The sequence below is a fragment of the Gluconobacter sp. genome, assembly GCF_047723935.1.
Classification (GTDB): domain Bacteria; phylum Pseudomonadota; class Alphaproteobacteria; order Acetobacterales; family Acetobacteraceae; genus Gluconobacter.
Genome location: NZ_JBDOBO010000012.1, coordinates 1 through 24,120, shown reverse-complemented (window position 1 = coordinate 24,120; position 24,120 = coordinate 1). Strand labels below are relative to the sequence as shown.

Below are 24,120 nucleotides of genomic sequence, written 5' to 3'. Positions count from 1 at the left end.
CGTGTTCAGCCGTTCGACCAGCACAGTGCGCAACATCGTTCGTGAAGCACACGACCGTCACATGACACCAAAGCTCCGGAGTGCGCTGAATGCCCGCCTCATGGAGCTTCTGGGACTGGGCTTTCTGATTGCGGCTGTTGCCATCGGCATCGCGCTGTGGAGCTTCAACCCGCACGATCCGTCGTTCAATACGTCCACGGGAACAGAACCAACGAACCTTCTGGGCCGGACCGGCGCCACTATTTCGGATGGTCTGGTGCAGTGGCTGGGCCTAGGAAGCGGTCTGCCGATTGTCGTGCTGCTGGCCTGGGCCTGGCGTATGGTCCGCCATCACGGCATGAGCGCACCCATCGTCCGGATTATTGCTGCACTCCTGCTTCTTCCAGCTGGCGCCACGTTCATTGGCACGCTCCAGCTGCTTATTCCGGGGCTTGAAGTGGCCTGGCCGACAGCGGCCGGTCTGGGCGGCGAAATGGGCGTGTCCTGTGCTCATCGCCTGCTTGATGCCGCACATGCTGAAGCCGGTTCAGCAGGCAGTGCACTGGCAGTGTTTCTTGTTCTGCTCCTGATGGGCATTCTGATGCCACTTGCCATGGGGCTTCAGTGGCGCGAATGGCGCGCCATGGGACAGGGCGCCGCATTGCTGGCCCGCCAGCCCGTGGCCCTTGCCCGACGCATGAACGGCCCGCAGACATCCGATCGTCCTGCTCCCGACCCGCGTCAGTACGAATTCCAGCGTGGCAACACGGGAAGCAGCCCTGCACCAGATGCAGCGCCTCTGTCTTTTCTGCGGCGTAGCTTCGGCAAGAGCGACCCAAGCACGCGCCCGTCTCCCTTCGTGCCGCAGAATACGGGCTGGATGCAGCCTCCCATGGAAACGGCGGAAGACCCTTACGAGCATCCGGCGGTCATGCGGAAAGAAGCTGCCAGTGCCGCGGCCCCAGATCCGCAGGTGCCGGAAGAGGAAGAAGCGCCGTCCAACCCTTATGCCGAACGACTGGCGCAGATTGCCCGCCAGAGGAACGTTCAAACGATCCAGCGTTCGCATGTTGAAGACGATGCGGATGAAGATGGGCCGCAGAGCAGCATCGAGCCGCCGGCACCAGAGCCAGAACAGCGCCGCAGCCTGTTTGGAATGCGTCGTCCTGAGCGGCCGGCTCAGCCGCAACCTGCCGCACGCCCGATGCCACCGCGCACCCCCGCAGCAACAGGCTGGGAACTTCCCCCGCTGTCTCTGCTGAACCCACCGCCTGCACACGCCTCCACAGGTCCCTCGCAGGAAACGCTTCAGTCCAATGCCCGACTGCTGGAAAGTGTTCTGGCGGATTACGGCGTTCAGGGCACAATTGGCGACATTCACGCAGGCCCGGTTGTCACGCTTTATGAGCTTGAACCGGCTCCGGGTATCCGATCGTCACGTGTGATCGGTCTGGCGGATGACGTAGCACGGTCCCTCTCCGTTCTCAGTGTGCGTATCGCGACGGTGCCGGGCCGGAATGTCATTGGTATCGAGGTTCCGAACGCCAAGCGCGAAATGGTGTTTTTCTCCGAACTGCTTATGACGCCGGAATGGACCAATGGCGTGGGCCGCCTCCAGATTGCGCTTGGTAAGGATATTGCTGGCGTTCCGGTCTATACGGACCTGGCAAAAATGCCGCATCTTCTGGTGGCTGGTACGACTGGATCGGGTAAGTCCGTCGGCATCAACTCCATGATCCTGTCACTGCTCTATCGGCTTAGCCCGGAAGAGTGCCGTCTGATCATGATTGATCCAAAGATCTTGGAACTGTCGATTTACGACGGAATTCCGCATCTTCTGACCCCAGTGGTGACGGAACCGGCAAAGGCTGTCAGTGCTCTCAAGTGGACCGTGCAGGAGATGGACCGTCGCTATCGTCTGATGGCGCAGCTTCAGGTCCGTAATATCAACGGCTACAACGAACGCGTCAGCCAACTCCGGGCATCCGGTGAGATGGTCACCCGCCGCGTTCAGACCGGCTTTGACCCTGAAACAGGCAAACCCGTCTTTGACGAACAGCAGGTTCCTCTGGAAAACCTGCCGTATATCGTTGTGGTGATCGACGAAATGGCTGACCTGATGATGGTCGCGGGCAAGGAAATCGAGACGGCGGTGCAGCGTCTTGCGCAGAAGGCGCGTGCTGCTGGTATTCACGTCATCATGGCAACGCAGCGTCCGTCCGTTGACGTGATTACCGGCACCATCAAGGCCAACTTCCCAACCCGTATTTCCTTCCAGGTTATTAGTAAGTTCGACAGTCGGACCATTCTGCAGGAACAGGGTGCCGAGCAGCTTCTTGGTCAGGGTGACATGCTGTTCATGCAGGGCGGTGGCCGCATTACGCGTGTCCATGGACCGTTTGTGGCGGATGATGAGGTTGAAGAAGTCGTGGCCGATCTGCGCTCCAAGGGCGATCCGATCTACAACGATGACGTTGTCTCCGGGGAAGATGAAGAAGGTGGCTCCTCCGGTGGCGGCATGAGCAGCGGCGGAAGCGGTGGCGATGGTGAAGGCAGCCTGTTCGAACAGGCCGTAGACATTGTCATGACGGAAGGTCGCGCCTCAACCAGCTTTATCCAGCGCCATCTCTCGATCGGGTATAACCGTGCGGCGAAACTGATTGACCAGATGGAAAAGGAAGGCATCATCGGGCCAGCCAACCATGTGGGCAAACGTGAAATTCTAGCCCGTCGTCCGGCATCCCATGAGGACTGACAGACGCAGAAGCCGCGGCGAAACTCCCCCCTCCCCTACCCCGCGTGGTCTTTTCTATCTGGGGCAGGATCTTCCTGTTCTGCTGGAAACCTCGCGCTTCCTGATCCTGAACAAACCCGCCGGGCTGGCTGTTCACCCCGGTCCATCCACTCAGGATTCCGTAGAGACGCGCCTTGTGACCCATCCACGCGGAGGGCCTTGGCTGGCCCACCGCCTTGATGCGGACACATCCGGCTGCCTGCTGATTGCACGCCGCAAGACGGCTCTGATCGAAGCCCAGAATGCTTTTCAGGCGCGCCAGGTCCGCAAACTGTACTGGACCGTTGTTGAAGGCGTCCCAACTCAGCAGGAAGGTGAAATTTCCGCTCCCCTGCTCCGACATTCGATGCCCTCAGGCTGGCGTATGATTGTGGACCCGAAAGGTGATGCTGCCATCACACGGTGGCGCGTTCTGGGCCAGGCAGGCAGCCGGAGCTGGCTGGAGCTGGAACTTCTTACAGGACGTACCCATCAGGCCCGCATCCATTGTGCGCATCTCGGGACACCGATTGTAGGTGACAGGGTCTACGGCTCAGACAATGCAGGGGGCCTGCATCTTCTGGCCCGCAGTCTTCACGTACCGCTCGCTGAGGAAACCCTCGACGCGGTTGCGCCGCCCGCCCCAGCTATGGCTGAGGCGCTACGCCACTTGGGGTGGGACGGTCAGTCCTGAACGATACGGATGGTTCCGGAGACATCCCGGAGCGTAACATGGTCTTTCCCGTCACCGACCTTTCCACTTGCTGTAATCTTCCGGGATTCACTTGAGATAAGGCTCTGTTTCTCCCACGGACCAACATTCACAGCCAGACCCAGTGACTGCTCAAGGGGAAAGTCTTTCTGCGAGCGTCCCTGACGAAGCTGGATGTCGAAGGTTCCACCAAAACCCTTCGGCAAGTGAAGCGTGATATCGCCAGACGCAGATTCCAAAAGCACAGTGCGCGCATTGGGTGCTGAGGTCAGGGTGATGTCCTGATCGCCGCTAGAGCTCTTGGCCGTGACGTCCCCGGCTGCTTTCTCAAGATGTGCGTCACCGCTCACGGTCATCAGCATCGCAGCCCCAACTGCCCCGGCAACAGTGATATCGCCGCTAACGGACTTGATCTGAAGCGCACCCTGAATCTGACCAATCTGGGTATCGCCACTAACCGTTGTGACGGATACAGGGCCATTGGATGATGAAACGTCCGTATCACCGCTGACACTCCGGATGGAAAGCGGCCCGGAAGAGGTTTTAACCTCCACATCCCCACTAATGGTGGAAATGATCCCCCCTTCCGGCAGGGTTGCGTAGGATAGATCTTCGCTAGATGTGCTCTGACTGAGCGGAGCAGCGAGCGCGCTGGAAGTCAGGCAGGTTGCAGCAAGCAGCACAGGGAAAACGGCACGGAAAACAGGCATTGTATTCGCTTTCTTTGGCATCAGAAGGAGTTGGATGATGCAACCGGGCGGTTCATCAATGCTGCATACATTCCACGCACGACGGCCCAGGCGGTGAGAATACCCCATGTCAGGGTCAGTCCCCACGGCACGACCATGAAGACCAGACCAAGGCCACCCGTGATGGCGCCAAGTCCTGCGACCATCAGGTGAATCAGGCCAATAACTGTCAGCGCAAATGCACCGTACCAGAACAGTCTGATCTGCCAGTCCAACTGGGCACGTTTCAGGCCAGTTGCGGAGCGGCGCGCTACATGGGCGAGTGTTACGCCCACGAATGCCGTAATTCCTGTAAAGAAGCCGGCTAGATACAGCGCATAAATCAGCAGGACGTAGTCACGGCCCGTATCCTGTCGGGCGGCTCCATAACCGGACATCGTCGTGGTGTACATGAATGAACTCCTCTGGAGGATGATCCTCAACAGAAGAGCTCATGCAGAAACTGTGCCAGTTCCTGATTTTCCTACCAGCCTGCCTTACCACTCAATGCAAGACAGGCTGAGAATGGCGTAATTCGCCAGTTTATTCGCCAAGCGCCCGGAAGCGATCAGGCAGTGGCCCCTGGCCCTGCGTCAGGGACCGTACGCCATAAAACAGCGACACGAGCAGAGCGATGTTCCACAGAGCAAAAATACCAATCGGAATCAGGAACAGGAGCTGTCCTGGCCCGGAACTTCCGGGAGGTTCGGTAATGAAACAGGCGCCGAAAAGAGCAGCACACCCGATGATGAAGGCAACGTCATACCAGAATAAACGAATGAGCCAGCTCAGATGCGTTCGGACCACACCGTGGCTGGAGCCTTTCAGGACGTAAGCGAGGATCACTCCCGCCAATAGGGAAATGCCCGTGAAAAACCGGGCGATATAGAGCCCATAAACAAGGAGAACGCCTCCACGACCCGGACCTTCGGACGAGAGAGAAAAATTGGTCATGACAGCCTCCTTCAGCTGATCCCCTTTATAGCAGAAACGCCCGACCAAAGGCCGAACGTTTCTATCGGGCAGAATATGTTTTGGGAGATTAGCGGCCGAGCTTGCGCAGCTTTGTGCCCTGCATCAGTCGCTTCTCGATAACGGCCAGAGACATGCCCTTTGTTTCTGGCACGAACAGGATTGTCAGCAGCAAGAACAGTGCATTCAGGCCTGCGAAGAGCCAGAATGTTCCACCTGTTCCAATGGCTTTCATAAGCGACAGGAAGCTCACACCCACCAGAAGATTGGTCATCCAATTTGTGAATGTTGACATCGCAATACCGAAATCGCGACCGCCAAGAGGCTGAATTTCCGCACAGAGAACCCACATCAGCGGGCCAGCAGACATCGCAAATCCGGCACAGAAGATCATCAGCAGGAACACGGCTGCAATCTGGGAAGACTGCGTTGTCATGCCGCCCTGAAGCAGCATGGCAAGCACGCCCATTCCAATCGCCATGACCGTGAAGCCAGCATACAGGATTGGCTTACGGCCCCAGCGATCCACAAGGCCAACCGCCACAAACGTTGCCAGCATGTTGACCAGGCCGATAATGGCCGTGCACCACATCTGGGAATGCGCATCGAAATGAGCTGCCGCAAGGATATTCGGGGCGTAATACATAACGATATTGATGCCCGCGAGCTGCTGCATCGCCTGCAACATGATGCCAAGAGCGACAGAACGGCGGAAATTGCTGTTCGTGCGGAACAGCTTGAAGCCTTCCTGCTTGGTTTCAAGCTGTTCACGAATGGCGCGAATTTCCTTGGCAGCCTCCAGCGGGTCATTCCGCAGATCCACGAGGATTTCACGAGCTTCCTTGTGACGTCCCTGCATAATCAGCCAGCGCGGGCTGTATGGCAGGAACAGAACGCCAATCAGAAACAGGACCGCAGGAATACCTGCAACACCAAACATCCAGCGCCAGTTTTCACTGTAGGAAAAATAGGTGTCTGACAGGAACGCGACGAAAATACCGACCGTCACCATCAACTGGTACGTCGAAACCATAGCGCCACGCGATTCTTCGCTGGCGATTTCCGACAGGTACAGCGGCGCCGTAAAGGCTGAAATACCGACCGCAATCCCCATGATAACGCGGAAGACAATGATGGAAGGAATGGACCACCCCATGGCACAGCCCAGCGTTCCAACCACGAACACTGCTGCGCCAAGAATAAGGGATCGCTTGCGGCCCAGATGATGGGAGAGCCAGCCTGCACCCAAAGCACCAGCGGCGGCACCTGCCATCATGGAGCTAACCACCCATTCCAGTGCCAGCGTCGAGGCATGATATTCCTTGCCGATCAGGTCCAGAGCACCCGCAACAACACCGATATCCAGACCGGACATTAACCCTGCGAGCGCGGCAATCACTCCAATGGCGATGATCTTGAACCGTGTTGGATCAAAAACAGACGTTCCACTGTTATCTGGCTGGATGGTCTCTTCGGTCCTGACCTGATCCGTCATGCTTGGCGGGTATCCTTCGCAAAAAAATGACATCCACCTGTTGGAGTGGATGCCTGAATAGTTACTTTATATACACGATCTGGCTCAGATCGTGAGGGCAGCCCTGATCTTACCGACTATGACGCCCTACCAGTTCCGCAGTGTCTGCGTCTTGGTGCGAACGAAAACCGCATGATCTTCCGGCATCCGGCAGAGCGATTCACCCCCGAAATGATGCAGCAGAGCCGAGATGGCCACTTCTGCCGCCCTATTGGCATCGTCATCCGTCTTGATGGCGAAACCCAGTCCCTGTTCCGGCAATGCTGCGATCATGACACCTTCAGCGCCCATTTTGATGAACGCACGAGTTTCGAAATTGTTCATGACCGTTGTGTCGTATCGTCCGGTTCCGGCTACCATGAACGGATGGGCTGCTACCGCCTTTCCGAAGGCGGTGCTTGGCTTTGGCTCTTTCAGAAGAAAGACCGACTCCACTCCCGAACCGGGCAAAACCATGGGCAAGAGCCTTCAGAGGCACTGCATATGTTGGCATTGAACAGCCATCCGTTCCCCGGTTGGTAGCTGTATGAGGCGTCTGGGTCATGGAGGCCAGAACATCTGTCACGCGGCGCTGGATCTCGTGGACAGGATCAATATAGCCCAGCGGGTCTACGCCCGGATCACAAGCCAGACAGATAAGCCCGGCATGCTTGCCGGAACAGTTGTTGTGAAGCGGACATGCGGATTGATGAGCAGCTGCCAGAGAGCGCGCGGCGGGCTCATAGGTTGGCCAATGAGTTCCACATTCCAGAGCAGTCACATCCCGCCCCGCAGCGGCGAGCATGGAGGCAGCGACCTTGGCAGGAGCCTCTTCGCCATTGTGAGAGGCAAAGGCGAGAGCAAGAGCTTCGTCGGTAAGGCCCAGCCTGTCAGCCGCTCCACTTTCGACGAGTTCAATTACCAGAAGAAACTTGACGGTTGAGCGCGGAAAAACAGCCGCATTCACGTCACCGCAGCCCGACCGAGAGGCCGTGACTCAGCCTGTTTTCTACGCATGACGTCCGCGAGCAATCCTGAGCCCGTCTGTCCTGTCATGTCCCTGAACCTCTGTTGTCAGCTGTGGGATGGATCTTTGGCAACCAGTACATAGCAGGGCCCGTGGCCCTGTTGAGCCACCTCCAGCCAGGACTGGATTAGTCGACGTCGCACACGCAGGATGCCGATTTCCTGCTCTGGCGGAATGTCAGCCAGAGCCAATACTGCCTGAGGACCTTCGAGAAAAACCAGCCGATCCGCGAGGGACAATCCGTCTTTGAAAATAGCTTGTCCCTGAGCAAAATCCATCAAGGCATACAGAAAAGTCTCGCCTGCCAGAGGACGGAACGCCACAGCCTCAAGCATGATAGCGCCCACGTCCTCAGCAGTAAGATGCGTTACTGGAGGCTGCCATTCCAGGAGGTCAGGCTGAGAGATATCCGGGGTCTTCTTAACCCGGCGGCCTTGGGAAGAAGGTGAGGAGCTCTCTGGAAGAGTATCAAACGGCAGGGCGGGCGGTGGAGAACGTCGCACGCCCATGATGGGTCAGTTCCCGATTCGAACGCCGGTTTTCTGGCAGGCTGCGCAAACACCTTCAATTTCTACAGTTGCGGCCTCAGCCCGAAATCCAACATCCTTGGCCGCCAGCATAAGGGCCGGCACGATCGTTTCCTGTTCCAGCTCCCATGCCCGCCCGCAGGATTTGCAGATCAGGAACTGAGCACGATGAACACCCCATTCCCCATGATCGCAGCCATGGTGGCAGTCTGTCGCATGGGAGCAGGCAACGAAAGCACTCAGTCTTTCAAGCCGATGGATCAGCCCCTGTTCCAGAAGGAAATCCAGTGCACGGTAAACGGTCGGAGGGGCGGCATTGGGGTGCGCTGGCCGCAATCGCGCCAGCAAATCGTAAGCACCGGACGGCTTATCGGAAGACAGGATCAGCCCAAGAACCTGACGTCGCGTCTCCGTCAGGCGTTGCCCACGGTGACGGCACCAGTCCCCAGCCCGCTCAAGACGGGAGGTGATGGATGGGGAAAAGGACAGGTCCTCCGCAGAGGAGGTCTCAAAAGACGAATCCGGCATGGTCTCTCCTATATGGCATCATGCCGACTGTTTTTCGATAGAGAGCCTTGAAGCGCGCCAGAATCAGAGTGCGAAATCACGGATCAGCGACTGAATGGAGGCCAGATCAGTCTCCATCATCACATGGCGCCTGAGGTGATCACAGTCTTCCATCTTCAGCGTTCTGATCAGGCGTTTCACGCGTGGAAGAGAGGCAGAATTCATCGAAAATGACCGCAGGCCAAGTCCGATCAGCAGCGCGACAACCCGCGGGTCCGATGCCATTTCTCCACATACCGAGATAGGACGATGAGCCCGCAGGGCAGACTCTGCTGTCAGGGCAATCAGCTGAAGTACGGCAGGGTGCAGCGGACTGTAGCGGTCTGCCACCATGGAATCGGCCCGATCCACAGCCAGCGTGTACATCGTCAGATCGTTGGTCCCGAGGGCCATAAAGTCCGCATGCTGGGCCATGGTATTGGCCGTCAGAGCTGCTGCGGGCGTTTCAACCATGATACCCAGGGGCGGCAGCGGGTCCGGCAGAACGATCTGACGGCGCTTGAGGCGGCGAGCGACTTTGTCATAAATTTCCCGCGCTTCAATCACCTCATCCGCCGATGTTACCATCGGAAGGAGAATGCGGACCGGGCCAATGGCCGTATTGCCGTCAGCAGGCGAAGCCGCCCGCAGAATGGCGGAAAACTGCGTCTCCAGCACATCCGGAACGCGCAGAAGAAGACGAATACCCCGCAAACCGAGCGCGGGGTTGTCTCCATCCGCCACCTGTTCCGCGAGACCCAGGCGACGCATGCAGGCCCGCCCTTTTTCACCGCCCCAGTCCAAAACGCGGATTGTGACCGGTCGGCCGTCCATGCCTTCAATGATGGAGCGATACGTTGTTGTCTGCCCGTCTTCGTCAGGCAGATCGTCCCGCTCTCCGAACAGAAATTCACTACGCAGAAGGCCAATTCCCTTGGCGCCATTGCGCAACAGCATGGGCAATTCGGCTGGGAGCTCCAGATTGGCAAGAAGCTCGATGGGTTCGCCACCCTGAAGCTGGGCAGGAAGCTTTTTCAGGCGACCGAAAGTCCGCTTTTCCTTGGCCTCTTTCTGGGCAGCTTCCCGTGCCAGACGCAGCTCTGTTTCATTGGGAGACAGAGTGATGGTGCCAAGATGCCCATCCACGACAAGCATATCGCCTTCCGTGACCTGCGCCATAAGGTTTGGCACGGCCAGAATGGCTGGAATATCGAGCGCGCGCAGTAAGATGGCCGTATGATCAGCGCCACCACCGCCTTCTGTTACGACGGCAGCAATCCGGGCGGGATCAATCATCGCCACATCCGCCGGACGAAGCTGCTCCGCCACCAGCACTGACCCCGGAGGGAGGCTGGAAAACGCGCGGTAGGAGACGCCCGTCAGGTTGCGGATCAACCTGCGGCCAATTTCCTCAAACTCGCCTGCCAACCTCAGATTGGCATCCTGTTCCTGGCCGCCGTTCTCTCCAGCCATGGCTTCGGCCGTTCTCAGAACCTGAAGCGCCAAAGCCTCGCTGACATCCGCGACCGCAGCCTCAGCGCAGAGCCCTTCTTCCTCAATCCGCATCCTGACTTGCCGCGTCAGGCGCGAGGGGCCAAGCATGCGCTCATAAACCGTCAGAAGGGTCGCGATCTCTTCGCGCCCTTCTTCCGGAAGTCCAACGAGTCTGTCCCGCATTTTCTCGATCTGGCGAAGGGCGCGGGTAATCGCACCCTGAAGCCTTGTCAGCTCTGCCTCAGAACCAATCTGGCTGTATCGCTCGACGATTTCCGGAAGGGGCAGTTCTTCCACACGCCCTGCCGGGCCAAGGCCAATTGCCTGAGTAATGGCTTTACCCTGAAGGGTCAGGGAGATGTTGGACACCTTGCGGGAACGGCTTACTCTGGGGCGTGGTGCCCGAAGTGGCGTTTCAGTCACGCTCACCAAATCCGTCAGAAATCAGCGCTTCCACCGCATCCAGCGCTTCAGCAGCCTGCCGCCCGTGCGACCTGAGGGTCACAGTCTCGCCTTCTCCAGCACCCAGCATCATGAGCCCCATGATGGACAGAGCCGAGACAACGTTGCCGCCACGCTCCACCGTAGTTTCCGCATCAAATCGCTCAGCCGTGGTTACGAGCTTGGCGGCAGCCCGGGCATGAAGCCCCAGCCGATTGACGATGGTCAAAGTGCGGGGCGAGAGAGTTGTTTCGCTCATTTTACGGAACCGGCATGACACAGGGGCGCGGCCCCCCGTGCAGACAGGGGTCAGGGAGTTGGGAAGCCACCGCGATATACTTACGCCCAGCCATGGTTGCTTTTTCGATACAGCCTTCAAGATCCAGACCAACACGGGTCTTGGCCAGCTTGACCAGCATGGGAACATTCACACCGGACACAACTTCAACATGCCCCGGTTCCCGAAGGGACAGAGCCAGATTGGACGGCGAACTTCCAAAAATATCCGTCAGGACAAGAACACCCTCGCCTGTATCAAGCTGATGCAAAAGCTTGTCCGCTTCCGGCCGCAGAAGTGCTGGGTCATCGTCATCGCCGACACCGACAATGCCAATCTGGGCCTGAGGCCCGACCACGTGCACCATCGTTTCAAGCAGAACTTCGCCCAGCCTGCCGTGCGTCACCAGCATCAGACCAATCATGCAGGCTTGTCCTGCACCGACGCATCATGCGGGGGAACAGCCCATCGCCATGAGGACAGCCCCTTTCGGGCGAGCTCCCTATGTAGAACCATCATCGGGCCAACAGGGGCTGTTTTTGGCAAAAGACGAGCGAGCTCTTCAATGATGGTTACTGAACGATGGCGCCCACCGCTGCATCCGACAGCAATAGTGGCATATTTCTTGCCCTCCTCAACAAAGCGAGGGAGCACCAGATCGAGCAGGCCGTGCACATGACTGAAGAAGGCACCGTAGGCGGGATCAGCCTTCACGTGCTGCACAACGGCCTGATCCAGCCCCGTCATGGGCTGAAGCGTGGCGTCATAATGAGGGTTACGTAGAAAGCGGGCGTCGAACACCATATCGGCTTCGCGGGGCAAACCGGATGGATAGGCGAAGGACATGAGAGCCACAGTCAGGCCATCTTTTGTGTGGCTGCCAAAGCGCGTTTCGATGAGCTGACGCAATTCAGGAGCGGGCAGATCAGACGTGTCAATCACAAAGTCTGCATGAGCACGAAGAGGCGCTAGCAGGCGCGTTTCCTGTTCGATGCCAGGAAGAACAGTGCCACTGGTGACCAGCGGATGACGACGACGGGTGGCTGTAAAACGGCGCAGCAAAATTTCCGGCTCTGCTGTCGCATAAAGAAGCTGGACCTGACTTCCCGGCAGGGCTTTCAGCTTGTCGATTTCATCGAGAACGCCGGACGCTTCAAACCCGCGACTTCGAACGTCAATGCCGATAGCCAGACGTTTACCACTGCGCGAAGCCAGAGCGTCGAGCAGATGCAATGGCGGATTGTCCACAACTTCGTGGCCCAGATCTTCAAGCACACGTAGAATGGATGATTTTCCGGCACCGGAAAGCCCTGTGACAATCAGGATCTGTCTGGAACCAGGACCATATCCTGCCGAAGGTTCGGACTCGGGAATATTCGCCGGTGTCATGTGCCCTACTCTAGCCCTTTTTCAGAACAGAAGGAACTATTTCGCAGTTTCAGATTCCCGCAGTATCGCCCCCTGCTCCCACCACCCAGTCATAGGTTCCGCGGCAGGCCAGAAAGGCCGCGGCCACACGGGACGAATCCCCCGGAAGACAGCCATTTATATGCAGAACAACAGCCCCGGTCTGAGGGTCTTTTTCCGCGCTCGGCAAACGGGCACCCTGCCCCCCCAGCAGCACTTTGAGAATCACTCTCGCATTTGTGACAAAGGGTGTCCTGATTATTCCTACTCCCCGAACCTCAAGTAGCCCTTCCAGCGCAGACGGGGCCCTCACCAATCGTCCCTTCAACTGGACGCGATCATCAGACACAAGAGAGAAGCCACGCTCCATCAACTGCAGGGCAAGCGTCGACTTTCCAGAGCCGGGAGGGCCACACAGAAGGATCGCATCCCCGTCACGTGCCACGCAGGACGCATAAAATGTTTCGCTTTCAGGAAACCGTTTCTGAGATGACACTGATTGCGACCTTTTCAAGACAGAGCTAGAAGCAGTTGCGATAGATTGAGCTGTATCGCCATCAGCTCATCAAGAGTCTGGGGAGGCTACCGCAGCCTCCGATGATGAATCGGAAATACGGATCTTATGGGCGATTTTTCTAGGAATGATATTGTTACCGTTCACGGTGACGAAGTGACGTGCACGGACTTTGACGGTCTTGGCCCGCAGGGAGAACGCCCGCAGCGACTGGCCGAAGAGTGTCAGGCTGCGCTCAATGCGATCTCCGATGCTCTGGCGGAACATGGACTGACCCTTGATCAGACCCGCCATGTCGCTGCGATGCTACGTGAAGGAGACGGCTTCAGTCAGTGTCAAAGCGCCCTTGGGGAAGCGTTGGCCGCAGCCAGACCGGCTTTGACGCTGCGGATTGTTCAGGGTTTTCCAGACACCAATCAGCGGATTGCTCTTAGCCTGATTGCCAGTCCATCACCTTAAATGGCGTAACGCACCACAAAATAGCCCTAGAAACCATTTTTTCGGACACACTCTCATTCCGCGTGCTTTTTAGATAATTTTTATCGCCAAAAATCACGTTTGGCACGCCTTCTGCATAGTGAAAATTGAGCGAAATAATTGCTTCCTCTTTCACGCAGAAAGGCCCTCGTCATGTCTCGTATTCCCTTCTCCGCCTGCACTGTCCTTGTAGCTGCACTTTCGCTTGTTCCTTTCTCCCAGAGCATGGCAGCTCCCCTTCTGCCCGCTGTCGTGCCTACGACGTCCAGCCAGACAATCAGCGTCTCCGGTCTGGATCTGACATCCAAACAGGGGTGGCGAACCGCAGAAAATCGAATTGACGATGCATCCCGAGCCGTATGTAACATCTCGAATCCGATGGATATGGCGACGCCGGACGATGTTGCGTCCTGCGCGGCAGAAGCCCGTAAAGGCGCTTTAGAGACTCTTCGGGACATCAGATCCGAACAAAGAAACAACCATCGGATTGGTCACGTTCTGCTTGCTGCCAAGCCCGACGCCTACCCGCATGGCTAAGGATATTATTCCGCCCCTGTGCATCCTTACGCTGGCGATTCCGTTTGCCGCTACACTTCTCTTGCAGGAAGGCGGCACGGAACAGCAGACGGGCATTATCGTCAGCGGAAATCAATTTGGACACGCAGCGTATCAGCATGTTTCGCTGCGCAGATCAGGAAGCGCGGGGCAACCTGACCACGAAACATGCACCGGAGATTGTGCCAGAAGCATCCACAATATTCTCGGCAAACAGACTGCCACGCAGAGCGTGAATGATCTGCCGGCTGATCGCCAGACCAAGGCCGGAATGCTGCCCGAAATTCTCAGTCTGCGGCCGCTCTGAATAAAAGCGGTCAAAGACGCTTTCGAGCTTTCCTGGTGGAATTCCAGGTCCTTGATCGCTGATGGTGATTTCCACCACGCTACCAGTCCCGGGGCCATTGCCGGCCACTTCGCGCGCACTGGCATGAAGCGCGATGATTCCATTGGGAGGCGAAAACGAAACGGCATTGCCAATCAGATTTCGCAACACCTGAACAAGACGGTCCTCAACAGCAAAAGCCTTGAGAGGTGGCTCTTGTTCTCTCACGTCAAGACGCAGAATTGGCGCATCTTCCTTACGCGTGGTCTGGTGCATCTCGGCCAGAATGGCGAGCAGCGCCACAACCGTTACGGGTTCAGGCCGCACACGTGACAGCTCGGCGTCGATCCGGCTTGCATCCGAAATATCCGTAATCAAACGATCCAGCCGTTTGACGTCACTGTTGATGATCCCCAACAGACGATCCCGACGCTCCGGAATGGCAATTCTGGGAAGTGTTTCAATGGCTGACCGGATAGATGAAAGCGGGTTCTTGATTTCGTGACTGACGTCCGCAGCAAAGCGTTCGATGTCATCCATACGCGCCCACAAAGCCAAAGCACTTCCACGCAGTGAGCGCGCCAGAACACCGATTTCGTCACGTCTGGCCAAGAGGCGCTCCGGGACGAGGTCCTTGCGCCCGTCAGATTCCCTCATTTCGTGCGAGGCACGCGCCAGTGTCAGCAGCGGGCGAGCAATTGTCAGGGACAGATACCAGGACAGCAGGACCGTTACGATCAACGCCGCCAGCACAAGCGACAGGATGGAAGAGCGAACCGCAAACAAGGATCGATCTACTTCCGGGGCATGCCGGGTCAGCTGGATTTCCCCGACCGTCAGCCCGTCATGCACCACAGGCTCTACAACCGTCACGACCAGCTGATGATCCTTGGTCCGACGGATGAAGGGCGGCAGTTCAGACTGCGCTCTGAGCGGCTGTGCATCATGGGGGCCGTCAGTTGCTGCATCTGGCGTATCGAGTGTGACAATGCCTTCGCTGGATGTGAGCGGCAGCAGCGACAGGAGCCAGTCATAAAAGGTTTCCAGCGCGTTGTTTCGCGGTGGATGCCATGTTTCTCCCTCAGGAACTGCGTCGGGTGCCACAGCTTTAGGGGGCAGTTTGGGTTCCGTCCGGCTGTCCGCAACCAGCTTGCCATCCGGATCAAACAACAGGGCATGAGCATTGGGGCTGGGCTCTGTCAGGCGCGCAAGGAGCGGCCTTGCGCGGGAATCAAGAACATAATCACCGCCTGGCGCAGGTTTGCCACCTGTTTTGGGAGCGGCACTGACGGCCGACTGACCGATGGCAGCGGCATAAATGTGAGCCTGCTCGCGCAGGGCATTGACGTCCGTTTCGAGCAAGCCGTTTTGAAACTGGTCCAGAAACAGCAATGTCACAGCCAAAAGAGCCAAGGGCAGTATGTTCAGAAGAAGAATACGCCCCAGCAGAGGTGAGGCGAGCCTACGCCGTTGACTGCGATCCCCGTCTCCCCCCGTTCCCGCATTGAGCACACGACGGATAGACTGCCAGACACCAGCCCTAACGGCCGCTGCACGACGACGGTCGCGCCCCTGCTCAAGGCGATCCGAATCCAGATCATAGGGGAGTGCATGGGCCGGCTCTCTACGACCCATGACGTACCTTCTGCCTCACAAGCAAACCCGTCACAGCGCCTCACTCATCCTTGTAACGGTACCCAATGCCATAGAGCGTTTCGATCTGATTGAAGCTGTCATCCACCTGCCGGAATTTCTTGCGAACTCGCTTGATGTGGCTGTCGATCGTCCGGTCATCGACGTAAATGTTGTCGCCGTATGCCGCATCAATCAGCTGATCGCGGGACTTCACCATTCCCGGGCGCATGGCCAGCGCCTTCACCAGAAGAAACTCTGTGACCGTCAGGGCAATATCCTGACCGCCCCACAGGCACTGATGTCGTGTTTCATCCAGAGAAAGCTGACCACGAACGATGGCTGAGCCCACGGTTGTGGCTCCTGCCGCTTCGGCGCGGCTGGCATCCTGGCGGCGCAGCAATGCACGAATGCGTTCGATCAGCAGACGCTGGGAAAACGGCTTGGTGATGTAATCGTCAGCCCCGAGGCGCAGCCCCATGAGCTGATCCAGCTCCTCGTCTTTCGACGTCAGGAAAATGACAGGAAGGTTGGATCGGGCGCGCAGGCGCTGAAGCAGCTCCATACCGTCCATGCGCGGCATCTTGACGTCCAGCACCGCCAGGCTGACCGGGCGGCTGGTGATTCCCTGAAGCGCACTTTCACCATCCGTATAGGTGTGAACGGTGAACCCTTCGGATTCGAGGGTCATCTGGACGGAAGCAAGAATGTTCCGATCGTCATCCACAAGCGCGATAATCGGTGCTGCAGCGATGCCAGAAGGCGTCTGACAGTTGGCCGATTGAGGCGGAAAGGAAGTGTGTGGCGTCTCCATATGGGGTCCGTCTGCTAAAATCTGATGCGTAGATTATCTATAACGCATGGCGCACTGTGGCGGGAAATAGGCATTTCAATGACATCCTACCACGTTGCAACCCTTGTCTTTGAGACAATCCGCGTTATCTCCTGAAGAAGAACGGGGCCATGAGTTGGCCCGTCCCACAAGATAAGGTCGTGACATGACAGACCAGAAGACTACGCCGGAAACTGTAAACGACGTGCCTGAGCAGGGCGTCGAGACCCCCGGCATGAACGAAACCGGCGGCGAAACGCTGGAAGAAACCACGCCGGAAGCGCGCATTGAGGCTCTTGAAGCCGAAGTGGCCGAACTCAAGGATCGCTGGGTCCGTTCTGAAGCAGAGAACCAGAACATCCGCGCCCGCGCCAAGCGGGATGTGGAAGACGCTCGTCAGTACGCCATTCAGAAATTTGCGCGTGACGTTGTCGAGGCAGCTGAAAATCTCCAGCGCGGCCTTGCTTCCCTTCCGACGAAGACCGAAGGCGAAGACAGCCTCATCACAAAGCTGCGTGAAGGAATTGAAGGCACGGAACGGTCCTTCATCAACATTCTGGAACGTCACGGCATCACCTGTGAAGACCCGACCGGCAAGCCGTTTGATGCCAACCTGCATCAGGCCATGGCGGAACAGCCCTCTGATCAGCATACGCCCGGCCACGTCATGCAGTCCTGGACGCCAGCATGGCTTCTGAAGGGCCGTTTGCTGAAGCCAGCCATGGTTGTTGTCGCTAAGGGAACGCCGGAAGCTGATGCAGCAAAGGCGTCTCCAGGTCTCGACACGACCGCCTGATCCCGCTCACGCAGGATTTCTTTTTGCGGAACGTCAGCTCTAATGGTTGGCGTTCCGTCAGACCCTGTTAGAAAATAGGGTCATGAGTCGCATTCTTGTCATCAAGCTCGGTGCTCTGGGCGATTTCGTTCAGGCGTTTGGGGCCTTCGCTTCGATCCGGGCCGCGTTCCCGCACGACAGCATCACCCTGCTGACGACCCCTCCCTTCGTGGCGCTGGCAAAAGCCGCCCCCTGGTTCGATGACGTCACGACGGATCGTCGCCCGTCTTTGGCACACCCAGTCGCTCTGCTTCGCCTGTCACGTGCGTTGCGCGGATTTGATCGCATTTTTGATCTTCAGACCTCAGGGCGGTCTCGCACTTATTTCCGACTTGCAGGCAGACCACGCAACTGGTCCGGCATCTCTGATGGCTGCTGCCATCCGCATGCCAATCCGTCCCGCAATGAGATGCACACGCTGACGCGTCTTGAAGATCAGCTACGCGCTGCGGGCGTCCAGCCCATCCCCAGAGAGGTTCCGGACTGGCTGAAAGGACATGGGCCAGAGATTTCCGGTCGATCCGTCGTGCTTATTCCCGGAGCGGCCCCACATCGCCCTCAGAAACGCTGGCCCGTCACACGGTTTGCAGAAATTGCTCAAGCTGTTGCTGCCCGCGGCCTGACTCCAGTCATTGTAGGCTGTGCGGCCGAAAAGCCTCTTGCTGCACAGATTTTGCAGGACTGCCCGAGCGCCCTGGACCTCACGGGACAGACCAGTCTGGTTGAGCTGGCAGGCGTTCTCCACAGAGCTGACCTTGTCATTGGCAACGATACAGGCCCAATCCATCTGGCAGCCGCTATGGACCGTCCCATCATCGCCCTGTTTTCCCAGGACAGTGATCCACGCCTGACGGCTCCGCTTTCGCTTACACCGGGACGCACAACCATTCTGGATGTTCCAGATCTGGCTCTGTTACCTGCATCGCGCATAGAGGCTCTCCTCCCCGCATGACAGTTATCCGTTGCGTCACGATGCAGAAGAACGAGGCCACGCTTCTTGAGCCATGGATCCTCTGGCACGGAGCTATTTTCGGCCTCTCCAATCTGACCGTTGTCGACAACGGCTCTACAAACCCCCACGTCAAGGATGTGCAAAAGCGTTATGAAGCGCAGGGTGTGCAGATCATCCGCAAATATCGGGCCCACAAAGATTTCCTGCGAAAAGGGGAAATCTTTACGGACATTATCCGGGGCTGGGATGCAGAGGATGCTTGCGATTTTGCGCTTCCTATGGATTGCGATGAATTTCTTGCGTTCTTCCTGGACCGCCTCTCGGTAGATCCTGCAGAAATCCGCGCACAGTTTGAACTTCTGAAAGAAGAACAGGCGACCCTGATTACCGATCGCCTTCTCCTGAACGTGCCCAATGCTCCCAATTACTACCGACCACAATCGGTTCCCAGGGCGCTGTTCAAAGCCCACACGATTGTTGGGCTAGACCGGGGCCTACATGCGCCGCAGACAATTTATCCAGAACGCTGCGTCCGGACGCCTTTTGTGCATCTCCACTTACACAACCGACCTGACTACGAAGACATACGCCGCTTTGCCCGTCAGAAGCTCGCTCATATCGCTGGCGCAATTCCAGGGGAAAAGCCGAGAGCGGGCCAGATCACACCCGAGAACCCCAAAGAGGGATATCATCTTCGGTACTATTTTCAGGCCAGTCAGGAAGATTTCCTCCGCAGCTACCTGCACACGCCCGATATTTATGCGCCCGTCATCGCAGACCATTTCCGGGCGTTAGGCGTAGATCCTGCGCCAATCCTCGGAGATACGGCCGCGCCGCAGTTCCCAGTGCATGTTCCACAGAATTTTCTGACTCATCGTCGACTGCAAGACGGATCACAGCACGAATACGTTCTGTTTGACCCCCTGTCCTATGCCCACGAGAATGAAGATGTGGTGAAAGACGCCTTCTATGGCATCTGGCCGCTGATCCATTACATGGACGCCGGATGGCGCGAAGGACGGGGCCCGAATGCCAGCGGAATGGAGCCATTTCTGCTTCAGGCGGCAGTTCCTACCGTATAAATCCGCTTTCCGGCCGGTGCAGGGCTTGCGGCCAATCCCCGATTGGGGCCATTTACGCGTGTCTTTTTCCCGGCAGAGGGCTGCCGGGAGCAATCGCAGAGGAGCGATCCCATGCCCGCCATCACACTCCCCGACGGAAGCGTCCGCACGTTCGACGGGACCGTGACGGGCACGACTATCGCGGCCTCCATCGGCCCGGGGCTGGCAAAAGCTGCCCTGGCCATGGAGGTGAACGGCAAACTCGTCGATCTCGCAACCGAGATTACGGACGATGCGGCCGTCAAGTTCGTCACAAAGAAGGACGATGCCTCTCTTGAGATGATCCGCCATGATGCGGCGCATGTTCTGGCAGAAGCCGTGCAGTCGCTCTGGCCGGAAACGCAGGTCACGATCGGTCCGAGCATCAAGGACGGCTTCTATTACGACTTCTCCCGCGAGAAACCGTTCACGCCGGATGACTTCGAAGCCATCGAAACCAAGATGCGCGAAATCGTCGCTGCCAACGCCCCTTTTACCCGTGAAGTGTGGGACCGTGACGAAGCCATCCGCTTCTTTGAAGAGAAGGGTGAGGACTTCAAGGCCGAACTGATCCGCGATCTGCCGGAAAGCGAACAGATTTCGATTTACCGTCAGGGCGAATGGCTCGATCTCTGCCGCGGCCCGCATCTGCGCGGCACAGCAGACGTTGGCACGGCCTTCAAGCTCATGCGCGTGGCCGGTGCTTACTGGCGTGGTGACCATCGCAACCCCATGCTGACCCGCATTTACGGCACAGCCTGGCGCGACAAGAAGGAGCTGGACGCTCATTTGATGCGTCTGGAAGAAGCCGAGAAGCGCGATCATCGCCGGATTGGCCGCGAGATGGATCTCTTCCACATTCAGGAAGAAGCCGTCGGACAGATCTTCTGGCACCACAAGGGCTGGCGTCTGTACACGGTCCTTCAGGACTACATGCGCCGCGCACAGTCCCGGAATGGTTACGAGGAAGTCCGCACGCCACAGCTTGTGGACCGTGCACTCTGGGAAGCCTCCGGTCACTGGGACAAGTACCGCGAGAACATGTTCATCGCGCAGGTTGAGGATGAGGACAAAACCCTCGCCCTGAAGCCGATGAACTGCCCGTGCCATGTGCAGATCTTCCGCCATGGCCTGCGGTCTTACCGTGAACTGCCGCTGCGTATGGCTGAGTTCGGGGCGTGCCATCGTTATGAGCCGTCCGGCTCGCTGCATGGCATCATGCGCGTTCGTGGCTTCACGCAGGATGATGCTCATATCTTCTGCACGGACGATCAGATTGCGGATGAAACCGCAAAGTTCGTGAAGATGTTGGCCGAGGTTTATACGGATCTGGGCTTCGAGAGCTTCCGCGTGAAGTTTTCGGACCGTCCGGAGACGCGCGCCGGCTCTGACGAAGTCTGGGATCGGGCCGAAAGCTCGCTCAAGACGGCCTGTGAAATCGCTGGTGTTGAGTACGAGTACAACCCTGGCGAAGGCGCCTTCTATGGCCCGAAGCTGGAGTTCGTTCTGACGGATGCCATCGGGCGTGACTGGCAGTGCGGTACGCTTCAGGTGGACTATGTACTGCCGGAACGTCTGGATGCGTCCTATATTGGTGAAGACAGCCAGCGTCATCGCCCGGTCATGCTGCACCGCGCCATCCTGGGCAGCTTCGAGCGCTTCATCGGCATTTTGATCGAGCAGTATGCTGGCAAGTTCCCGCTCTGGCTGGCACCGACGCAGGTTGTGGTGGCGTCCATCGTCTCCGATGCTGCTGATTACGCCAATGAGGTTGCTGCCGAACTGAAGGCAGCCGGGCTTCAGGTGGTAACCGACGTTCGCAATGACAAGATCAACGCCAAGATCCGCGAACACAGCCTTGCGCGCGTTCCGGTTATTCTGGTGGTTGGACGCCGTGAAGCAGAAGAGCGCAAAGTGGCGATGCGTCGCCTTGGGGGCGCCAATCAGGAAATTCTGGGACTCGAAGACGCTGTAAAAGCCCTCACAGCCGAGGCCACCCCACCTGATATCGCCCGGTTTTCGAAGGATTGAGCGTAATACCCTTGCGCCCGGAAGGGCGCAGGACTATGTGCAAAAGGAATGGGATCGGCAAAGATCGAAACCCGCTCCTCTTTGATGAGGTGCAGGCGTTCGGGTCGGGGCTGGTCCTTGTATGAAAATTACGACAGGAGCTGACCATAGCTAGACCGCCGATGCAGGCCGCGCCCACACGTGAGGGGCCGCGCGTCAACGAGGAAATCCGTGTTCCGCAGGTTCGTCTGATTGACGAAGAAGGCGAAATGCAGGGCGTCATGACGACCCGGGATGCCCTGATGCGCGCTTTTTCGGTGGGTCTCGACCTTCTGGAAATCAGCCCGACCGCTGTTCCTCCTGTCGTGAAGATTCTCGACTACGGCAAGTTCAAGTATGAGCAGCAGAAGAAGAAGAACGAAGCCCGCAAGAAGCAGAAGGTCGTTGAGATCAAGGAAGTGAAGGTTCGTCCCGGCACGGGCGAGCATGACTTCCAGACGAAGCTCAAGGCCATCAACTCGTTCCTGGATGATGGCGACAAGGTAAAGGTATCCCTTCGCTTCAAGGGCCGTGAAATGGCTCACCAGGAGCTGGGTGCAAAGATGATGGAGCGCATCCGCATCGAGGTCGAAGAAAAGGCCAAGGTTGAGCAGATGCCCCGTATGGAAAACCGTCAGATGCTCATGGTTATAGCTCCGCGCTAAAACCGGGTTCTTACGAGATCCACAGGAAAAGCAGCCTTCTTCGGAAGGCTGCTTTTTTTATGCCTTTAGTCTTGGAACTCGCCTATTGGCCGGCCTCAAGCTGATAGCCGCGATACAAATCCATGAGCCGGACAAGAGTGAGCCGGACATCGTCAACCACGCTCCCCCAATCTCCTGCCACAGGCTGACGGAAAATTCGCATATCCGGATACCAGGCGGTCTGAGTTCCTGCATCTCCCCAACGCCAACAAGCGTCAGAGCGTGACAGCATCCAGACGGGTTTGCCCAGTCCACCCGCCAGATGAGCCATGGACGTATCCACCGTAATCAGAAGATCCACACCTGAGAGTCTGGCAGCAGTATCAGCGAAATCGAGAATATTCTCCGTCCCATCAACCAGTGGAAAGCCGGTTTCAGCAACTTGATGGCGGGCTGCTCCCATTTGGAAACTTACGAAACGCACGCCTTTTACTGAAAACAAAGGCCTCAATGTCTCCAGCGACATGCTGCGGCGGCGATCCGTCTGCGTTGCACGCAGGTCATGAGGTCTTGGATCTCCGCTCCAGACAAGCCCGACGATAAAATCCGGAGGCTGGCAGGAACCTTGAACCCGGGCGCTGAGCTTACCTCCCTGAGTTGTCATGTCTTCTTCTGACACAGACAGGTAGGGAAACTGTCCAACAAACTCTGCCGTCAGTCCGAGCCTCACGGGAAGGCTCATCATCGGGCAATGATAGTCGAAGCTGTCGGCAGGATCGAGAACCGAGACTACCCGGGATACGCCCGCTACACGCTGAACAAGCCGTACCAATGGAACTGGAACCTGCACTACAACTTTTGCACCCCTCTGGGCCAGTATCGGCATCAGGCGGATAAAATGCAGTGTGTCTCCATATCCCTGTTCGTGATGAACAAGAATGGTGCATCCCTTCAGAGATTCCCCTTCCCAGACTGGCGCGTCGATATCAGCCCTGACTGTTCTCGAAGAGAGCCAACGACTTTCGTATTCCTGCCATCCTAAAAGAAAATCACCCGATTTCAGCAAAGCCGTCGCACGGCCAAAACGGATAACGGGATGATCAGGAGACCGTTGAAGCGCAGCATCGTAGAACTGCAAGGCTTCTGCAGAGCGGTTCAAACATTGGAGAATATGACCGGCGTTATTGAGAGCATTTGCATCAGCGGGCTGCATTTTTAAGGCAGACTGTACGAAACCCAGCGCCGCTTCAAACTGTCCATCGCGTGACAGAACCATACTCATGTCGGTCGCGTACTCAGGAATAGCCGGGTCCTGCTGCACGGCAGTGTCCAGAGCTTTGATAGACCCTCCCAGATCATCCCGATGCAATAGGGCGATGCCCAGTCGATGCCAGACCCTTGCCGCATGAGGCCTTGCTTCGAGGGCCTTGCCATAGAACAGAGATGCCTTTTCCCAGCACTGAAGACGCTCATAAACGCCACCAAGAAGAAAAAGACTTTCAGGCCTTTCTGGCAGAAGCGTTTCTGCCTCTCGCAGAACGTCGATAGCACTCTCACGCTGCCCCACTTCTTCCAGGCCGACTGCTACTCGCAAATATTCTGTGAAGGTACGACGTGTAAGCAGACAGGGGCTGGGGGAAAGTGTGGTCATTCCGACTCCTCGTCCTTGGTCTGTAAGAGGAAATTCTTAAGAATTCCTCAAACTCCATTCGTTCATCACATCGTTTCTGAAACCATATCTTTGATACGATTGAAATAAGTTAATAATTTAAAAGAAATTCTCTTTTAAAATTGGACATTACAAGTCCG

General features: G+C 57.3%; 25 protein-coding genes. 9 read left to right on the top strand and 16 right to left on the bottom strand.

Going from position 1 to position 24,120, the window contains the following annotated elements; all coding sequences use genetic code 11:
• The first annotated feature begins 25 nt into the window (after positions 1 to 25).
• Both ABF979_RS06925 and ABF979_RS06920 read left to right on the top strand, forming a co-directional pair.
• Positions 26 to 2,734 (top strand): DNA translocase FtsK 4TM domain-containing protein, encoded by a 2,709-nt coding sequence (locus tag ABF979_RS06925; RefSeq protein WP_203549172.1) that lies wholly within the window; start codon positions 26 to 28, stop codon positions 2,732 to 2,734.
• Entirely contained in the window at positions 2,724 to 3,446 is a 723-nt protein-coding gene (locus ABF979_RS06920) for an RluA family pseudouridine synthase (RefSeq protein ID WP_415558722.1), read from the top strand. Before ABF979_RS06925 ends, ABF979_RS06920 begins: the two co-directional genes overlap by 11 nt.
• Here the strand turns inward: ABF979_RS06920 and ABF979_RS06915 are convergent.
• From ABF979_RS06915 to ABF979_RS06855, 13 genes are all read right to left on the bottom strand, one after another.
• Positions 3,437 to 4,174 carry a DUF4097 family beta strand repeat-containing protein gene (locus ABF979_RS06915; protein ID WP_415558720.1) on the bottom strand — a complete coding sequence of 246 codons (738 nt, stop codon included), beginning with the start codon at positions 4,172 to 4,174 and terminating at the stop codon, positions 3,437 to 3,439. The two genes, ABF979_RS06920 and ABF979_RS06915, sit on opposite strands and share 10 nt — an antisense overlap.
• A gap of 20 nt (positions 4,175 to 4,194) precedes the next feature.
• Positions 4,195 to 4,605, bottom strand: a complete 411-nt coding sequence (locus tag ABF979_RS06910) for a hypothetical protein (RefSeq protein ID WP_099211614.1) — start codon at positions 4,603 to 4,605, stop codon at positions 4,195 to 4,197.
• Positions 4,606 to 4,735: 130 nt separating this feature from the next.
• Complete coding sequence (locus ABF979_RS06905; RefSeq protein ID WP_211500470.1) at positions 4,736 to 5,146, bottom strand: hypothetical protein; 411 nt, start codon at positions 5,144 to 5,146, stop codon at positions 4,736 to 4,738.
• Between the two features lie 88 nt (positions 5,147 to 5,234).
• Positions 5,235 to 6,659 carry a sugar porter family MFS transporter gene (locus ABF979_RS06900; protein ID WP_252348560.1) on the bottom strand — a complete coding sequence of 475 codons (1,425 nt, stop codon included), beginning with the start codon at positions 6,657 to 6,659 and terminating at the stop codon, positions 5,235 to 5,237.
• A gap of 126 nt (positions 6,660 to 6,785) precedes the next feature.
• Complete coding sequence (locus ABF979_RS06895; RefSeq protein WP_415558718.1) at positions 6,786 to 7,058, bottom strand: asparaginase; 273 nt, start codon at positions 7,056 to 7,058, stop codon at positions 6,786 to 6,788.
• Positions 6,979 to 7,644 (bottom strand): asparaginase, encoded by a 666-nt coding sequence (locus ABF979_RS06890; RefSeq protein ID WP_415558716.1) that lies wholly within the window; start codon positions 7,642 to 7,644, stop codon positions 6,979 to 6,981. The genes ABF979_RS06895 and ABF979_RS06890 overlap by 80 nt, the downstream gene beginning before the upstream one ends.
• Before the next feature lie 107 nt (positions 7,645 to 7,751).
• A complete protein-coding gene (locus tag ABF979_RS06885) occupies positions 7,752 to 8,213 on the bottom strand; it encodes a hypothetical protein (protein ID WP_415558714.1) in 462 nt (153 codons plus the stop codon).
• A gap of 6 nt (positions 8,214 to 8,219) precedes the next feature.
• Positions 8,220 to 8,759 carry a Fur family transcriptional regulator gene (locus tag ABF979_RS06880; protein WP_415558713.1) on the bottom strand — a complete coding sequence of 180 codons (540 nt, stop codon included), beginning with the start codon at positions 8,757 to 8,759 and terminating at the stop codon, positions 8,220 to 8,222.
• Positions 8,760 to 8,822: 63 nt separating this feature from the next.
• Entirely contained in the window at positions 8,823 to 10,700 is a 1,878-nt protein-coding gene (gene ptsP, locus ABF979_RS06875; protein WP_415558711.1) for a phosphoenolpyruvate--protein phosphotransferase, read from the bottom strand.
• Positions 10,687 to 10,971, bottom strand: coding sequence for an HPr family phosphocarrier protein (locus ABF979_RS06870; protein WP_086633508.1), 285 nt, complete (start codon positions 10,969 to 10,971; stop codon positions 10,687 to 10,689). Before ABF979_RS06870 ends, ptsP begins: the two co-directional genes overlap by 14 nt.
• A 1-nt stretch (position 10,972) precedes the next feature.
• A complete protein-coding gene (locus ABF979_RS06865; protein ID WP_086633509.1) occupies positions 10,973 to 11,413 on the bottom strand; it encodes a PTS sugar transporter subunit IIA in 441 nt (146 codons plus the stop codon).
• The gene (rapZ, locus tag ABF979_RS06860; RefSeq protein WP_415558709.1) at positions 11,410 to 12,378 is read right to left on the bottom strand and encodes an RNase adapter RapZ; all 969 of its coding nucleotides are present in this window, start codon (positions 12,376 to 12,378) and stop codon (positions 11,410 to 11,412) included. Before rapZ ends, ABF979_RS06865 begins: the two co-directional genes overlap by 4 nt.
• 49 nt (positions 12,379 to 12,427) lie before the next feature.
• On the bottom strand, positions 12,428 to 12,892 hold the full coding sequence (locus ABF979_RS06855) for an HPr kinase/phosphorylase (RefSeq protein ID WP_237389890.1): 465 nt from the start codon (positions 12,890 to 12,892) through the stop codon (positions 12,428 to 12,430).
• A 126-nt stretch (positions 12,893 to 13,018) separates the two neighbouring features.
• On the opposite strand from ABF979_RS06855, the gene ABF979_RS06850 reads away from it, so the two are divergent.
• Together ABF979_RS06850 and ABF979_RS06845 are read left to right on the top strand one after the other, a co-directional pair.
• Positions 13,019 to 13,369, top strand: a complete 351-nt coding sequence (locus ABF979_RS06850; RefSeq protein WP_237389889.1) for an endoribonuclease L-PSP — start codon at positions 13,019 to 13,021, stop codon at positions 13,367 to 13,369.
• 171 nt (positions 13,370 to 13,540) lie between these two features.
• Positions 13,541 to 13,924 carry a UrcA family protein gene (locus ABF979_RS06845; protein WP_202207061.1) on the top strand — a complete coding sequence of 128 codons (384 nt, stop codon included), beginning with the start codon at positions 13,541 to 13,543 and terminating at the stop codon, positions 13,922 to 13,924.
• 154 nt (positions 13,925 to 14,078) lie between these two features.
• On the opposite strand, the gene ABF979_RS06840 is transcribed toward ABF979_RS06845, so the two are convergent.
• Both ABF979_RS06840 and ABF979_RS06835 read right to left on the bottom strand, forming a co-directional pair.
• Complete coding sequence (locus ABF979_RS06840) at positions 14,079 to 15,902, bottom strand: stimulus-sensing domain-containing protein (RefSeq protein ID WP_415558707.1); 1,824 nt, start codon at positions 15,900 to 15,902, stop codon at positions 14,079 to 14,081.
• Positions 15,903 to 15,942: 40 nt separating this feature from the next.
• Complete coding sequence (locus ABF979_RS06835) at positions 15,943 to 16,713, bottom strand: response regulator transcription factor (protein WP_086633513.1); 771 nt, start codon at positions 16,711 to 16,713, stop codon at positions 15,943 to 15,945.
• 184 nt (positions 16,714 to 16,897) lie between these two features.
• On the opposite strand from ABF979_RS06835, the gene ABF979_RS06830 reads away from it, so the two are divergent.
• From ABF979_RS06830 to infC, 5 genes are all read left to right on the top strand, one after another.
• Complete coding sequence (locus ABF979_RS06830) at positions 16,898 to 17,527, top strand: nucleotide exchange factor GrpE (protein WP_064274586.1); 630 nt, start codon at positions 16,898 to 16,900, stop codon at positions 17,525 to 17,527.
• A gap of 82 nt (positions 17,528 to 17,609) precedes the next feature.
• Positions 17,610 to 18,518 carry a glycosyltransferase family 9 protein gene (locus ABF979_RS06825; protein WP_415558705.1) on the top strand — a complete coding sequence of 303 codons (909 nt, stop codon included), beginning with the start codon at positions 17,610 to 17,612 and terminating at the stop codon, positions 18,516 to 18,518.
• Positions 18,515 to 19,600, top strand: coding sequence for a hypothetical protein (locus ABF979_RS06820; RefSeq protein WP_415558703.1), 1,086 nt, complete (start codon positions 18,515 to 18,517; stop codon positions 19,598 to 19,600). Before ABF979_RS06825 ends, ABF979_RS06820 begins: the two co-directional genes overlap by 4 nt.
• A gap of 111 nt (positions 19,601 to 19,711) precedes the next feature.
• The gene (thrS, locus tag ABF979_RS06815) at positions 19,712 to 21,649 is read left to right on the top strand and encodes a threonine--tRNA ligase (protein WP_415558701.1); all 1,938 of its coding nucleotides are present in this window, start codon (positions 19,712 to 19,714) and stop codon (positions 21,647 to 21,649) included.
• 161 nt (positions 21,650 to 21,810) lie between these two features.
• Positions 21,811 to 22,332, top strand: coding sequence for a translation initiation factor IF-3 (gene infC, locus ABF979_RS06810; RefSeq protein ID WP_046900620.1), 522 nt, complete (start codon positions 21,811 to 21,813; stop codon positions 22,330 to 22,332).
• A gap of 82 nt (positions 22,333 to 22,414) precedes the next feature.
• On the opposite strand, the gene ABF979_RS06805 is transcribed toward infC, so the two are convergent.
• Positions 22,415 to 23,962: a tetratricopeptide repeat protein gene (locus ABF979_RS06805; RefSeq protein ID WP_415558699.1), complete on the bottom strand. Its 1,548-nt coding sequence runs from the start codon at positions 23,960 to 23,962 to the stop codon at positions 22,415 to 22,417.
• Positions 23,963 to 24,120 lie beyond the last annotated feature (158 nt).

Bases quoted from the DNA above. Each gene is read 5' to 3' on its own strand.
- ABF979_RS06920 (WP_415558722.1), top strand. From the start codon at position 2,724: ATGAGGACTGACAGACGCAGAAGCCGCGGCGAAACTCCCCCCTCCCCT.
- ABF979_RS06915 (WP_415558720.1), bottom strand. From the start codon at position 4,174: ATGCCTGTTTTCCGTGCCGTTTTCCCTGTGCTGCTTGCTGCAACCTGC.
- ABF979_RS06910 (WP_099211614.1), bottom strand. From the start codon at position 4,605: ATGTACACCACGACGATGTCCGGTTATGGAGCCGCCCGACAGGATACG.
- ABF979_RS06905 (WP_211500470.1), bottom strand. From the start codon at position 5,146: ATGACCAATTTTTCTCTCTCGTCCGAAGGTCCGGGTCGTGGAGGCGTT.
- ABF979_RS06900 (WP_252348560.1), bottom strand. From the start codon at position 6,659: ATGACGGATCAGGTCAGGACCGAAGAGACCATCCAGCCAGATAACAGT.
- ABF979_RS06895 (WP_415558718.1), bottom strand. From the start codon at position 7,058: ATGGTAGCCGGAACCGGACGATACGACACAACGGTCATGAACAATTTC.
- ABF979_RS06885 (WP_415558714.1), bottom strand. From the start codon at position 8,213: ATGGGCGTGCGACGTTCTCCACCGCCCGCCCTGCCGTTTGATACTCTT.
- ABF979_RS06880 (WP_415558713.1), bottom strand. From the start codon at position 8,759: ATGCCGGATTCGTCTTTTGAGACCTCCTCTGCGGAGGACCTGTCCTTT.
- ABF979_RS06870 (WP_086633508.1), bottom strand. From the start codon at position 10,971: ATGAGCGAAACAACTCTCTCGCCCCGCACTTTGACCATCGTCAATCGG.
- ABF979_RS06865 (WP_086633509.1), bottom strand. From the start codon at position 11,413: ATGATTGGTCTGATGCTGGTGACGCACGGCAGGCTGGGCGAAGTTCTG.
- rapZ (WP_415558709.1), bottom strand. From the start codon at position 12,378: ATGACACCGGCGAATATTCCCGAGTCCGAACCTTCGGCAGGATATGGT.
- ABF979_RS06850 (WP_237389889.1), top strand. From the start codon at position 13,019: ATGGGCGATTTTTCTAGGAATGATATTGTTACCGTTCACGGTGACGAA.
- ABF979_RS06845 (WP_202207061.1), top strand. From the start codon at position 13,541: ATGTCTCGTATTCCCTTCTCCGCCTGCACTGTCCTTGTAGCTGCACTT.
- ABF979_RS06840 (WP_415558707.1), bottom strand. From the start codon at position 15,902: ATGGGTCGTAGAGAGCCGGCCCATGCACTCCCCTATGATCTGGATTCG.
- ABF979_RS06835 (WP_086633513.1), bottom strand. From the start codon at position 16,713: ATGGAGACGCCACACACTTCCTTTCCGCCTCAATCGGCCAACTGTCAG.
- ABF979_RS06830 (WP_064274586.1), top strand. From the start codon at position 16,898: ATGACAGACCAGAAGACTACGCCGGAAACTGTAAACGACGTGCCTGAG.
- ABF979_RS06825 (WP_415558705.1), top strand. From the start codon at position 17,610: ATGAGTCGCATTCTTGTCATCAAGCTCGGTGCTCTGGGCGATTTCGTT.
- ABF979_RS06820 (WP_415558703.1), top strand. From the start codon at position 18,515: ATGACAGTTATCCGTTGCGTCACGATGCAGAAGAACGAGGCCACGCTT.
- thrS (WP_415558701.1), top strand. From the start codon at position 19,712: ATGCCCGCCATCACACTCCCCGACGGAAGCGTCCGCACGTTCGACGGG.
- infC (WP_046900620.1), top strand. From the start codon at position 21,811: ATGCAGGCCGCGCCCACACGTGAGGGGCCGCGCGTCAACGAGGAAATC.
- ABF979_RS06805 (WP_415558699.1), bottom strand. From the start codon at position 23,962: ATGACCACACTTTCCCCCAGCCCCTGTCTGCTTACACGTCGTACCTTC.